A 12,313-nucleotide genomic window follows, 5' to 3' on the forward strand; every position below is an offset into this window, starting at 1 on the left:
CATGTAGGGTCTCCGCCGTCGAAGGGCTACAAGATATGCGTTTCGGACACTTACTGCAACGCATGACCTGTGGATAAAGCTGTGTGTAATTTGTGTGTGAAACAGGGAAATCCCGTGTAGGCCGCATGGCGTCTGGCATGAGCGCTTTGTCGGCGGCCAAAATCATTTTTTGCGGATTTCAGCGGGCGTTAACGCTGTCGCAAAAGCCCGATGCGCAAGCACTATCAATAAGAAAAAACAAGGAGCCTCACCGTGCAGCCACAACCCTGGCAGGTACTGATCGTCGAGGATGACCAGCGGCTGGCCGAGCTCACCCGCGACTACCTCGAAAACAACGGCCTGCGCGTGAGCCTGGAAGGGGACGGCGCGCGGGCGGCCCGGCGCATCATCGACGAGCAGCCGGATCTGGTGATCCTCGACCTCATGCTCCCCGGCGAAGACGGCCTGAGCATCTGCCGCAAAGTGCGCAGCCACTACGACGGCCCGATCCTGATGCTCACCGCGCGCACCGACGACAGTGATCAGATCCAGGGCCTGGACATGGGCGCCGACGATTACGTGGGTAAGCCGGTGCATCCCCGGGTTTTGCTTGCGCGCATTCATGCGTTGTTGCGGCGCAGCGAGGCACCCGAAAGCCCCGCCGAGGAACCGCACCGGCTGGAATTCGGCGCGCTGGTGGTGGACAACACACTGCGCGAAGCCTGGCTCAACGACCAGAGCGTCGAGCTGACCAGCGCCGAATTCGACCTGTTGTGGCTGTTGGTCGCCAATGCCGGGCGCATTCTCTCCCGCGAGGAAATTTTCACGGCCCTGCGCGGCGTCGGTTATGACGGCCAGGACCGCTCCATCGACGTGCGCATCTCGAAAATCCGCCCGCGCATCGGCGACGATCCCGATCACCCGCGCCTGATCAAGACCGTGCGCAACAAGGGTTACCTGTTCGTCCCCCACGCCGCCGCGCAACTGCCCTCCCTCAAGCGCGACGGCTGACCAATGAATTCCATCTTCCTGCGCATTTATGGCGGCATGCTCGGCGTTCTGGTGCTGGTGGCGCTGCTGGGTGTGCTGACCCTGCACCTGGTCAACGCCGTGCGCGCCGAGCAGTACCGCGAGCAGTTGGCCCACGGCACCTTCACGTTGATGGCCGACAACCTGCGCGGCATGAATGACATTGAACGCACTCGCGCCCTCGCGGTGTGGGAACGTCTGCTTGGCATTCCGCTGACACTGGAAACCGCCGAGCACGCGCATCTGGACGGCAGCGCGCGCAGCCGTCTGAGTCGCGGGCAGGTAGTGGTCGAGCAGACCGGCCCCCATGCCGCGCAGGTGTTTCGGGAGGTCGAGCCGGCGATGTCGGGCAATCCGTCCAGCGGCTTGCTGCTGACGGGCGAGGTGCGGCAGATCAGCGAGCAACTGGCCCGCGCCACGATCTTTCTGTTGCTGGACGAGCTGGTGCGTCTGCCTGTCGATGAGCAGCCGGCGCGGCTGGAAGCGTTGCGCCAGAGCAAGGGTTTCGGCTTCGACATGCAGCTGATCCGGCTGGAGAAGCTGGATGTCGACGATGACCAGCGTCGGCGCATCGACGAGGGTGACACGGTGATGGCGCTGGGCAAGGGCGGCGATTCGATCCGCGTACTGTCCGGCGTCGGAGAGACCCCGTGGGTGCTGGAGATCGGCCCGCTGTTTCAGATGAACCCCTATCCGCCGGAGCTGCTGATCCTCATCGCCTTTCTCGGTCTGTGCCTGATCGGCCTGGTGGTTTATTTGCTGGTGCGTCGGCTTGAACATCGGCTGCGCGGGCTGGAAGCGGCGGCCACGCAGATCGCCCAGGGCAGCCTGGAAACCCGCGTGCCCGCAGCGGGCGCGGATTCGGTCGGACGGCTGGCGTTGGCGTTTAACGGCATGGCCGAACACCTGCAGCGTTCGCTGATGATCCAGCGCGAACTGGTCCGCGCGGTGTCCCATGAGCTGCGCACGCCGGTGGCGCGGTTGCGTTTCGGGCTGGAAATGATCAACGACGCCACGACCCCCGAAGCGCGGCATAAATACATGGTCGGCATGGACAGCGATATCCAGGACCTCGACAAGCTGGTTGACGAGATGCTCACCTACGCGCGCCTGGAGCAGGGCGCGCCGACCCTGAATTTCCAGCGCATCGACCTCGACGCCCTGATCGAGCAGGTGATTGCCGAACTGGCGCCGCTGCGGCCGCACATCAGTGTCAGGCGTGGGGAGTGCGTTGATGCGCTGCATCGTGTCGGATCGGACGGCGAGCATTGGGTCGAGGCCGAGCCGCGTTATTTGCATCGCGCGCTGCAGAATCTGCTGAGCAACGCTATGCGCCATGCCGAGTCGGAGGTGCGGATTGGTTATGAACTGGGTGAGGAGCGCTGTCGCATCGACGTCGAAGACGACGGCCCCGGCGTGCCGGAAAGTGCCTGGGAGCGGATCTTCACGCCGTTCATGCGCCTGGACGACAGCCGCACCCGGGCGTCGGGCGGGCACGGTTTGGGGTTGTCGATTGTGCGCCGCATCATTCATTGGCACGGCGGGCGCGCGCTGATCGGGCGCAGTCAAACCCTCGGCGGCGCGTGTTTCAGCTTGACCTGGCCCCGCCAGCAGGGGGAGGCGTGATGTTCGACGGGGCGCTGGCCGGGTTTGCCCGAACGGTGGTGGTCGATGAAACTCGGGCTGTGCTGCCGTTGACCGAGCTGTTGCGGGATGAGGCTCTGGATCGCTTGCTGCTGAAGGTGTATGGGCCGGAGTTGGTGAGGGAGCAGTTGCCGGTGCTGGTGTCGCAGTGGATGAAGTACTACGCGATGCAGCTGATTCCGCCGGTGATGGTGGCGAGTCTGGCCCATGGCATGGGGTGGCCGCTGGGGCTGGACCGGCTGAGTTTCGCCCTGCATGAACGGGGGTTTCTGGATGGGGTGAGGTTCGAGGGGGCCGTGACGCAGGTGCCGTCTTCGGATAACCCGTTCGAGCGTTTTGCGCCGCTGTTGGGGAATCTTCAAGAGGTGATCGACCGCTTGAGCGCCTACGGCGATGTGCCGGCGGCGGTGCTGTGGGGCAACGCCGGGGATTATCTGGAAACCTGCTTGCGGCAGTTGTCCGCGGCGAGCGACGTTTCCGTGGTTGCGGGGTATGGCTTGTTGCGTGAACGGCTGAGGCCGGATGGGCGGCGCAATCCGTTGTTCCAATCCGTTAGCTATATAGAAAGGGATGGGCAGACGGTTCGGCAGCGGCGCACATGCTGCTGGAGTTATCGGGTGGAATGGGTGGGGCGGTGTGAGCATTGTCCATTGGGCGCGGCCGTCACCCCCGAATCGCCACCAGACTCAACAGCTGCCCGTCCTGAACGCTGAACTGCGCGTCCAGCTCCTTGCCGTTATGCCATTCCGCCGACAGATCGAGTTTCAACCGCAGCCGCGCGTTGCCGTCGTCTGACCAATCCAGCAACTCGGCGTCCTCGAAATAGAAGCGCTTGAGCACGATGGGGTAGAGCGCCTTGAACAGACTTTCTTTCAGGGAAAAGGTCAGGGTGACGACCTTGGCTGTTTCATGCTCGGGCCCGGCGTTCAGGCGCTGCATTTCCGCAGGCGTCAGAATCTCTCCGGCCAGACGCACGGCACGCTCGTTGCTCATCAGCTGTTCGACGTCCAGGCCCAATCCGCGCCAGTCCGTTTTGCGCGCGACGATCGCGGCGGCCCAGCCGGTGCTGTGGGTGATCGAACCGGTGATGTCCTGCGGCCAGATCGGCGCGCGGTCTTCGCCAATCAGGGGGACGTGGGTGCGGCCGTCCAACTGGCGCATCGCCTCCCGCGCGCACAGACGACCGGCGAGGAATTCCGTCTTCCGCTTGGCCACCGAACGCTGAATGGAGGCGGGCGGTTCGATGAGACAGCGCTGAAAATCGCCGTCGATGAGCTTTTGCGGATCGAACCGACTGCTCACCAACACCACATCCGCCAGCCCATGGGGCAAGGGCCAGTGAGCGGTGAGGGCAGGGCAACAGTCGGGCAGTGTCGGGGATCGAGTCATGCCCGGCATTCTGCCGGAACCGCGGTGTTGGGCGCAAAACCGGTTGCGGGCAGGCAAACCGTCTTCGCGAGCAAGCTCGCTCCCACAATGGCCTGCGTTGCCCGGGATTTCAGCGTCATGCGCAGAACTGCATTCCAGCGAATGCAAAATCCAAGGCGAGGACAAAACCTGTGGGAGTCAGCTTGCTGACGAATGCGGTGGGTCAGGCGACGTTGATGGCACAGGCAGAAAGCATTCGCGAGCAAGCTCACTCCTACAGGAGATGTGTGTTGCCCCGAGACTTCAGCGTCATGCACAGAACTGCATTCCAGTGAATGCAAAAGCAAAGGCGAGCACAAAACCTGTGGGAGTCAGCTTGCTGACGAATGCGGTGGCTCAGGCGAGGTGATGGCACAGGCAGACCGCATTCGCGAGCAAGCTCACTCCTACAGGAGATGTGTTGCCCCGAGACTTCAGCGTCATGCGCAGAACCTGTGGGAGTCAGCTTGCTGACGAATGCGGTGGGTCAGGCGACGTTGATGGCACAGGCAGAAAGCATTCGCGAGCAAGCTCACTCCTACAGGGGATGTGAGTTGCCCGAGGCTTCAGCGTCATGCACAGAACCTGTGGGAGTCAGCTTGCTGACGAATGCGGTGGGTCAGGCGGAGTGGATGGCACAGGCAGACCGCATTCGCGAGCAAGCTCACTCCTACAGGGGATGTGTGTTGCCCCGAGACTTCAGCGTCATGCACAGAACCTGTGGGAGTCAGCCTGCTGACGAATGCTGTGGGTCAGGCGAGGTGATGGCACAGGCAGAAAGCATTCGCGAGCAAGCTCACTCCTACAGTGGATCGGCGTTGGCCGGGTTTCAGCGTCACGCAAAAAACTGCATTCCAGTGAATGCAAAATCCAAGGCGAGCACAGAACCTGTGGGAGTCAGCTTGCTGACGAATGCGGTGGGTCAGGCGACGTTGATGGCACAGGCAGACCGCATTCGCGAGCAAGCTCACTCCTACAGGGGATGTGAGTTGCCCCGAGACTTCAGCGTCATGCACAAAACCTGTGGGAGTCAGCTTGCTGGCGAATGCTCTGGTCCAGTACATGTTCAGGAGGGGTTCAGCGCTGGCTGCGTATGCTCCAAACCGTACCCAACAAGGCGCCTGGCGCCGGAGGACCTGCTCATGCTGACGTTCAACAAGCTCTTTCTGGCGCTGGCGTTTCTTGGCAGCAGCGCGGCGGCGCAAGCGGCTGATGGCAACGCGGACGTGTCCCGCACCGATTTCGGTAAAAACACCGAACGCGCCGACCGCATCAACGGCCTGCGCCGCAGCCTTGCCAGCAGCACCCAGGTCGGCAGCTGGAGCCAGACCTTCAGCCAGCAGCCTGTGGATGATCCCTACGCCACCGGCTACGGAAATCTCACCGCCCGCGTCAACGGCGTGAGCCTGCAAACGGCCAATCTTCCGACCGCTTACGATCCACAGGCGTCCTTGCCAGGCACGACTAGACTGTTCGACACCCGCTTACCGATCCGCACCGTACAGCAACCGCCTTCGCTGAGTCTGAGCGAGAGTCAGCACACCTATTTACCCGTCCACCACGTTTTATAAGCCAATTTTATAAGCCGCCAGCCTGTTTTTCGCGGTGTCTGGATTGCACAATCGCTGCCGGGCTCGTCACACTGCACGCGCTCGGCAGCGTCGTTGAAACTCTTGAAAAAAGAGGGTTGCCTTTGCCTGGGAGAGCGTCATGAAATTGCTGGTTGTCGAAGATGAAGCCCTGCTGCGTCACCACCTGCAGACCCGTTTGACCGAAAGCGGTCACGTCGTCGAAGCGGTGGGCAACGCCGAGGAAGCGTTGTATCAGGCGGGCCAGTTCAACCACGATCTGGCGGTCATCGACCTGGGCCTGCCGGGCGTTGGCGGTCTCGACCTGATCCGTCAACTGCGCGTGCAGAACAAGGCGTTCCCGATCCTCATCCTGACCGCGCGCGGTAACTGGCAAGACAAAGTCGAAGGCCTGGCCGCCGGCGCCGACGACTACGTGGTCAAACCGTTCCAGTTCGAAGAACTCGAAGCGCGCCTGAACGCCCTGTTGCGCCGTTCCAGCGGTTTCACCCACTCGACCATCGTCGCCGGCCCGCTGAGCCTGGACCTCAACCGCAAGCAGGCGTCGCTCGACGAACAGCCGCTGGCGCTGACCGCCTACGAATACCGGATTCTCGAATACCTCATGCGTCACCACCAGCAAGTGGTGCCCAAGGAACGCCTGATGGAACAGCTGTACCCCGATGACGACGAGCGCGATCCGAACGTGATCGAAGTGCTGGTCGGCCGGCTGCGGCGCAAGCTCGAAGGGCCTGCCGGCTTTAAACCGATCGACACCGTGCGCGGCCTGGGCTACCTGTTTACCGAGCGCTGTACATGATCCGTTCGCTGCGCCTGCGTCTGATGCTGGGCGCCGCGACCTTGGCCGTCATCTTCATGCTCCTCATGCTGCCGGCGCTGCAAAGCGCTTTCAGCCTGGCCCTGGAAAGCTCCATCGAAAAACGTCTGGCGTCCGACGTCACCACGCTGATCTCCGCCGCCCGTGTCGAAGACGACCACCTGCTGATGCCGTCGTTACTGCCCGGCGAGCAGTTCGCCCTGCCCGACAGCCGCTTGCTCGGCTACATCTATAACCGCGCCGGCAAACTGGTGTGGCGCTCCCGGGCCACCGAAGACGAAGCGATTGACTACCAGCCGCGCTACGACGGCCGCGGTAACGAATTCGCCAAGATCCGCCAACCCAACGGCGAAGAGTTCTTCGTCTACGACGTCGAAATCAAGCTGCTCGGCGGGCGCAATGCCGCCTACAGCATCGTCGCCCTTCAACCGGTGCGCGAATACCAGGAAACCATCTCCGGCCTGCGCGAAAAACTCTATTTGGGTTTTGGCGGCGCGCTGCTGGTCCTGTTGATCCTGCTGTGGGGCGGGTTGACCTGGGGTCTGCGTGCGCTGCGGGGCATGAGTCAGGAACTGGATCAGGTCGAGGCGGGCTCGCGGGAAAGCCTCAGCGAAGAACACCCCAGCGAACTGCTGCGCCTGACCGACTCCCTCAACCGCCTGCTGCGCAGCGAACGTGAACAACGCATTCGTTACCGCGACTCCCTCGACGATCTCGCCCACAGCCTGAAAACCCCGCTCGCGGTGCTGCAAGGCGTCAGCGAGCAGATCGCCAAACGGCCGGAAGACCTGGAGCAGGCGCGGATTCTGCAATCGCAGATCGAGCGCATGAGCCAGCAAATCAGCTACCAATTGCAGCGCGCCAGCCTGCGCAAAAGCGGGCTGGTGCGCTATCACGTGGCCCTCAAACCCGTGGTGCAGAGCCTGTGCAACACGCTGGAAAAGGTCTACCGCGACAAGCGCGTCAACGTGGTGCTCGACCTGCCGGACAATTGCCAGGTGCAGATGGAAGAGGGCGCCTTGCTGGAGATGCTCGGCAACCTGCTGGAAAACGCCTACCGCCTGTGTCTCGGCGAAGTGCGCGTGAGCTGGCGGTCATCGATGATGGGCGACGAGCTGTGCATCGAAGACGACGGCCCCGGCGTGCCGGAAGATCAGCGCGCACGGATTCTCGAACGCGGCGAGCGGCTGGACACGCAAAACCCGGGGCAGGGCATCGGTCTGGCGGTGGTCAAGGACATCATCGAAAGCTACGGCGCGCGGCTCACCCTGGGCGATTCGGAACTGGGCGGCGCGGCGTTCCGCATCCAGTTCGCCATCTAACTGCTCAAGCGGTTTGCACGGCTCTCGAGGCGGATACCCGCCAGTGTGGCGGACGATTTGCCATCAAACGGCGGAAAACCGCCACCCTCTTTCGGCCAACGGGTCTATCGTTAAACAGCCGGTTCACGGAATCCGGGCCTGTCACACGATTTAACAACTCTGGCACGGTGCTTGCGATGCACTGGGCAGAGGTCTGCCGCGCGCAGCTCGACAAAAACAAATCCCTCCGAGCAGGAGGGTTCGCACTTTAGGCGTCTCTGCAACCGGAATGTTGCAGACCGATGCTCTTGAGGAAACTGCAATGACGACTCGTCAGCCCATCTATAAATCCCTGTACGCCCAGGTGATCGTCGCGATCATCGTCGGTATCGCCCTCGGTCACTGGTACCCCGAAACTGCCGTAACGCTCAAACCGCTGGGTGACGGGTTCATCAAACTGATCAAAATGGTCATTGCACCGATCATCTTCTGCACCGTCGTCAGCGGCATCGCTGGCATGCAGAGCATGAAATCCGTGGGCAAGACCGGCGGCTACGCGCTGCTCTACTTCGAAATCGTTTCGACCATCTCGCTGATCATCGGCCTGATCGTGGTCAACGTCGTCCAGCCGGGCGCCGGCATGAACATCGACGTGTCCACCCTCGACGCTTCCAAGGTCGCGGCCTATGTGACCGCTGGTAAAGACCAGAGCATCGTCGGCTTCATCCTCAACGTCATCCCGAACACCATCGTCGGCGCGTTCGCCAACGGCGACATCCTGCAAGTGCTGATGTTCTCGGTGATCTTCGGTTTCGCCCTGCACCGCCTGGGCGCCTACGGCAAGCCGATCCTGGACTTCATCGATCGCTTCGCCCACATCATGTTCAACATCATCAACATGATCATGAAGCTCGCCCCGCTGGGCGCGCTGGGTGCCATGGCGTTCACCATCGGTGCCTACGGCGTCAGCTCGCTGGTGCAGCTCGGCCAACTGATGCTGTGCTTCTACATCACCTGCCTGCTGTTCGTGCTGGTGGTGCTGGGTGCCATCGCTCGCGCTCACGGCTTCAGCATCCTCAAGCTGATCAAGTACATCCGCGAAGAACTGCTGATCGTGCTGGGTACCTCGTCGTCCGAGTCGGCACTGCCACGCATGCTGATCAAGATGGAGCGTCTGGGCGCGAAGAAATCCGTTGTGGGTCTGGTGATCCCGACCGGTTACTCGTTCAACCTCGACGGTACCTCGATCTACCTGACCATGGCTGCGGTGTTCATCGCTCAGGCCACCAACACCCACATGGACATCACCCATCAGATCACCCTGTTGCTGGTGCTGCTGCTGTCGTCCAAAGGTGCGGCAGGCGTGACCGGTTCCGGCTTCATCGTACTGGCCGCCACCCTGTCTGCCGTCGGCACGCTGCCGGTCGCCGGTCTGGCGCTGATCCTGGGCATCGACCGCTTCATGTCCGAAGCCCGCGCCCTGACCAACCTGTGCGGTAACGCTGTGGCAACCCTGGTTGTCGCCAAGTGGGTCGGTGAGCTGGACGTTCCGCAGATGCAGTCCGAGCTGGCCTCCGGCGGTCGTGCCATCGACAACACCGCTCCTACCGACGACCTGGGTGTGGCCGAAACTGCGCCTACCCCTGTTGTACGTTCGTAAGCTGCGTTCGTAACACGCGTCAGCGGTAAGGGTTGTTGAAAAAGCCTGTCTTCGGACAGGCTTTTTTTATGGGCGAATCGCACCTACTCTGAGCCCCTTGCCGGCCATCAGAGAACGCCCCATGCACGGTCCGCTGTCATCGCTCAAAGTCCTCGATTTCTCGACATTGCTGCCCGGACCATTCGCTTCGCTGCTGCTGGCGGACATGGGCGCTGAGGTGTTGCGCATCGAATCACCGACCCGCCCGGATCTGCTGCGGGAATTGCCGCCCCATGACCACGGCGTTTCAGCCAGCCACGCCTACCTCAACCGCAACAAACGCAGCCTGGCGCTGGACCTCAAACAGCCTCAGGCCATCGAGGTGGTCAAGCGGCTGGTGGCGGATTACGACATCGTGCTGGAGCAGTTTCGGCCGGGCGTAATGGACCGGCTGGGGATTGGGTATGAGGCGTTGAAGGCGATCAATCCGCGGCTGATCTACGTCGCCATCACCGGTTACGGCCAGACCGGGCCCTACCGTAATCGCGCCGGCCACGACATCAATTACATGGCCGTGGCAGGGCTGGCCAGCCACACCGGGCGCCAGGACGGCGGGCCGTTGCCCTTGGGCGTGCAGGTCGCGGATGTCGCCGGTGGTTCGTTGCATGGGGTCATCGGTTTGCTCGCGGCGGTGGTCGCGCGCCATCAAACCGGGCAGGGCCAGTACGTCGACGTCAGCATGACCGATTGCGCGTTCAGCCTGAATGCCCTGGCCGGCGCGGGGTATCTGGCGGCCGGCGTTGAGCCCGATCGGGAGACGCAGATGCTCAACGGCGGCAGCTTCTACGATTACTACCGCAGCCGCGACGGCAGGTGGTTTTCGGTGGGGGGCCTGGAGCCCGGTTTTCTCCACGGGATGTGTGCCGCGCTGGGACGACCGGAACTGGCGAGGCTTGGGCTCTCGTTTTTGCCCGACGAACAGGCCGTGCTCAAGCGTGAGCTGGAAATCGAGTTCGAGCGCCGCAGTTCCGATGAGCTGCAAGAACTGCTCGCCGGCATCGATGCCTGTGTCGAGCCGGTGCTGAGTTTCTCCGAAGCCACGCAGCACCCGCACATTCAGGCGCGCCAGATGCTGGCGCAGGTGCCCCGTGGCGATGGCAGCGCTCAGGTGCAGATGGCCTGCCCATTGAAGTTCTCAGAAGGACTGCCCGTGCCCCGGCACATCGGCGTGGCCGTCGGCGCGCACTCTGCGCAGGTGCTGGCCGAAGCAGGGTTCAGTGAGCAGGATATTCAGTCGATGGGTGAGGCGGGTGTGTTTGGGTGAAATCTGAAGGCAGGGTCAATCGAATGCTCCGGTCACTCGTGCGCAACCTCAGCGGCTTTAACAAGGTCCTGAGTACACTCCAATCCTGTGGGAGCGAGCTTGCTCGCGAAGACTTACTTGCAGCCACTTGAGAAAATTGCTGACTGCCCTGGCCCCTTCGTGAGCAAGCTCACTCCCACAAGTCCAGCGGCGTCACCAAGGTCCCGAGTTCACCCCGGTCACTCGTGCGCAACCTCAGTGGCGTTAACAAGGTCCCGAGTCCACTCCAATCCTGTGGGAGCGAGCTTGCTCGCGATGACTTACTTGGAGCCACTTGAGAAAGCGGGGAGTCACTCCACCCGCATCTCGCCGCTGAACACCAGAATCTCCCGGCAGCGTTTGCACAGGTAGCGCCGGCCTTTGCGCACCAGCTTGTGGCGCTGGGCGGTGAAGGGGAAATCGCTTTCCGGGCACGGGCATCGGTAGATGTAGCGGGTCACGCTGCGGCGCTGGATTTCGTAGGTGTGGCAGCGGTTGGGCGGCAGCTCGTAGACGCCGCGCATGATCAGCTGCCATTCCTCGCCATGGGGCTGAATGGTGTCGCCGAACAGTTGATGGGCAACGAGGTGCGCGACCTCGTGAGGGACGGTCTGGCGCAGGAAGTCTTCGCTGTTTTCCAGGTACAGCTGCGGATTGAAGCGCAGCATGTTCTCGTGCAGATGTGCCACACCGGCCTTCTGGCCGCGCAGTTTGACGCTCACGACCGGGCGCTTGAAAGGGCGTTTGAAGAAATCTTCGGCTTGCTGGTAGCAGGATTCGACGCGGGTGTTGAGTGGTTCGAGCATGCTTCATCGGTCTCCAGAGGAGGCGAGTATGCCGCAAAGCTTCTGTGCCGCCAAAACCCAAAGCGCCGAATGGTCACCGGGTACTAACTGGTGAATTCCGGACCGATCCCCACGCCCCAGAGCACCACGGTAAACGCCATGATCGCCACCAACACCACCAGCCCGACCGCCAGCACCGAGCTTGAGAACATGAAGCCTTCGTCCGGGTGCACGCCCATGAACACCGGCAAACCGACGTACAGCAGGTACACCGTGTAGCAGACCGCCGCCAGCCCGACCATCATCCCCAGCCACATGTGCGGGTACAGCGCGGCCAGCCCGCCGAGGAACAGCGGCGTCGCCGTGTAGGTCGCGAAGGCCACGCAGCGCGCCAGGCTGGGTGTCGCGTCATAGGTGCGCGCCATCCAGTGGATGAAGCCGCCCATGACGCCGACGCCGGCGAGCATGGCGATGTACGACATCAGCGCCATCCACACCGCGCTATCGCTGGTCAGCATGACCGGCGCGCGGTCGCCGATCTGCCACCCCACCTGGGTCGTGCCGATGTACGCCGACACCGCCGGGATCGCCGCCAGGATCAGCGTGTGGGTGAAGTACATATGGCCGATGCTTTCTTCACCTTCGCCGCGTATCTGTTGCCATTCCTGATCGGGGTGGGTGAACAGCCCCAAGACGTGATGGATCATGTCCGTTACTCCCGTGATGTGTGCCGCCGCTTCCCACGAAGCCCGACTGCAGATGCCGTCAGGACAAGGTCACA

11 protein-coding genes are annotated in these 12,313 nt (G+C 62.4%); 8 read left to right on the top strand and 3 right to left on the bottom strand.

What is annotated here, in order from left to right:
* The first annotated feature begins 252 nt into the window (after positions 1-252).
* The 3 genes from AC07RO_RS02875 to fhuF are packed head-to-tail and all read left to right on the top strand — an operon-like array spanning position 253 to position 3,365.
* Positions 253-990: a response regulator gene (locus AC07RO_RS02875; protein ID WP_495085234.1), complete on the top strand. Its 738-nt coding sequence runs from the start codon at positions 253-255 to the stop codon at positions 988-990.
* Between the two features lie 3 nt (positions 991-993).
* The gene (locus tag AC07RO_RS02880; protein WP_495085235.1) at positions 994-2,634 is read left to right on the top strand and encodes an ATP-binding protein; all 1,641 of its coding nucleotides are present in this window, start codon (positions 994-996) and stop codon (positions 2,632-2,634) included.
* Positions 2,592-3,365: a siderophore-iron reductase FhuF gene (gene fhuF, locus AC07RO_RS02885; protein ID WP_495085236.1), complete on the top strand. Its 774-nt coding sequence runs from the start codon at positions 2,592-2,594 to the stop codon at positions 3,363-3,365. Before AC07RO_RS02880 ends, fhuF begins: the two co-directional genes overlap by 43 nt.
* Here fhuF and AC07RO_RS02890 read toward each other — a convergent pair.
* Positions 3,316-4,041 (bottom strand): 4'-phosphopantetheinyl transferase family protein, encoded by a 726-nt coding sequence (locus AC07RO_RS02890; protein ID WP_495085237.1) that lies wholly within the window; start codon positions 4,039-4,041, stop codon positions 3,316-3,318. The genes fhuF and AC07RO_RS02890 overlap by 50 nt on opposite strands.
* 1,160 nt (positions 4,042-5,201) lie before the next feature.
* On the opposite strand from AC07RO_RS02890, the gene AC07RO_RS02895 reads away from it, so the two are divergent.
* From AC07RO_RS02895 to AC07RO_RS02915, 5 genes are all read left to right on the top strand, one after another.
* Positions 5,202-5,630 carry a hypothetical protein gene (locus tag AC07RO_RS02895; protein ID WP_495085238.1) on the top strand — a complete coding sequence of 143 codons (429 nt, stop codon included), beginning with the start codon at positions 5,202-5,204 and terminating at the stop codon, positions 5,628-5,630.
* Positions 5,631-5,769: 139 nt separating this feature from the next.
* Positions 5,770-6,447: a response regulator transcription factor gene (locus AC07RO_RS02900; RefSeq protein WP_133777011.1), complete on the top strand. Its 678-nt coding sequence runs from the start codon at positions 5,770-5,772 to the stop codon at positions 6,445-6,447.
* A complete protein-coding gene (locus AC07RO_RS02905) occupies positions 6,444-7,787 on the top strand; it encodes an ATP-binding protein (RefSeq protein WP_423574663.1) in 1,344 nt (447 codons plus the stop codon). Before AC07RO_RS02900 ends, AC07RO_RS02905 begins: the two co-directional genes overlap by 4 nt.
* Positions 7,788-8,088: 301 nt before the next feature.
* Complete coding sequence (locus AC07RO_RS02910; RefSeq protein ID WP_192172930.1) at positions 8,089-9,426, top strand: dicarboxylate/amino acid:cation symporter; 1,338 nt, start codon at positions 8,089-8,091, stop codon at positions 9,424-9,426.
* 121 nt (positions 9,427-9,547) lie between these two features.
* Complete coding sequence (locus tag AC07RO_RS02915; RefSeq protein WP_495085239.1) at positions 9,548-10,729, top strand: CaiB/BaiF CoA transferase family protein; 1,182 nt, start codon at positions 9,548-9,550, stop codon at positions 10,727-10,729.
* A 329-nt stretch (positions 10,730-11,058) separates the two neighbouring features.
* Here AC07RO_RS02915 and AC07RO_RS02920 read toward each other — a convergent pair whose 3' ends face one another.
* Positions 11,059-11,553: a SprT family zinc-dependent metalloprotease gene (locus AC07RO_RS02920; RefSeq protein ID WP_495085240.1), complete on the bottom strand. Its 495-nt coding sequence runs from the start codon at positions 11,551-11,553 to the stop codon at positions 11,059-11,061.
* Positions 11,554-11,636: 83 nt separating this feature from the next.
* Positions 11,637-12,239, bottom strand: a complete 603-nt coding sequence (locus AC07RO_RS02925; protein ID WP_282366716.1) for a Yip1 family protein — start codon at positions 12,237-12,239, stop codon at positions 11,637-11,639.
* Positions 12,240-12,313 lie beyond the last annotated feature (74 nt).

Source organism: Pseudomonas sp. GW821-FHT07F05, from assembly GCF_059418765.1.

Bases quoted from the DNA above. Each gene is read 5' to 3' on its own strand.
- AC07RO_RS02925 (WP_282366716.1), bottom strand. From the start codon at position 12,239: ATGATCCATCACGTCTTGGGGCTGTTCACCCACCCCGATCAGGAATGG.
- AC07RO_RS02915 (WP_495085239.1), top strand. From the start codon at position 9,548: ATGCACGGTCCGCTGTCATCGCTCAAAGTCCTCGATTTCTCGACATTG.
- AC07RO_RS02890 (WP_495085237.1), bottom strand. From the start codon at position 4,041: ATGACTCGATCCCCGACACTGCCCGACTGTTGCCCTGCCCTCACCGCT.
- AC07RO_RS02910 (WP_192172930.1), top strand. From the start codon at position 8,089: ATGACGACTCGTCAGCCCATCTATAAATCCCTGTACGCCCAGGTGATC.
- AC07RO_RS02880 (WP_495085235.1), top strand. From the start codon at position 994: ATGAATTCCATCTTCCTGCGCATTTATGGCGGCATGCTCGGCGTTCTG.
- AC07RO_RS02905 (WP_423574663.1), top strand. From the start codon at position 6,444: ATGATCCGTTCGCTGCGCCTGCGTCTGATGCTGGGCGCCGCGACCTTG.
- AC07RO_RS02920 (WP_495085240.1), bottom strand. From the start codon at position 11,553: ATGCTCGAACCACTCAACACCCGCGTCGAATCCTGCTACCAGCAAGCC.
- AC07RO_RS02900 (WP_133777011.1), top strand. From the start codon at position 5,770: ATGAAATTGCTGGTTGTCGAAGATGAAGCCCTGCTGCGTCACCACCTG.
- AC07RO_RS02895 (WP_495085238.1), top strand. From the start codon at position 5,202: ATGCTGACGTTCAACAAGCTCTTTCTGGCGCTGGCGTTTCTTGGCAGC.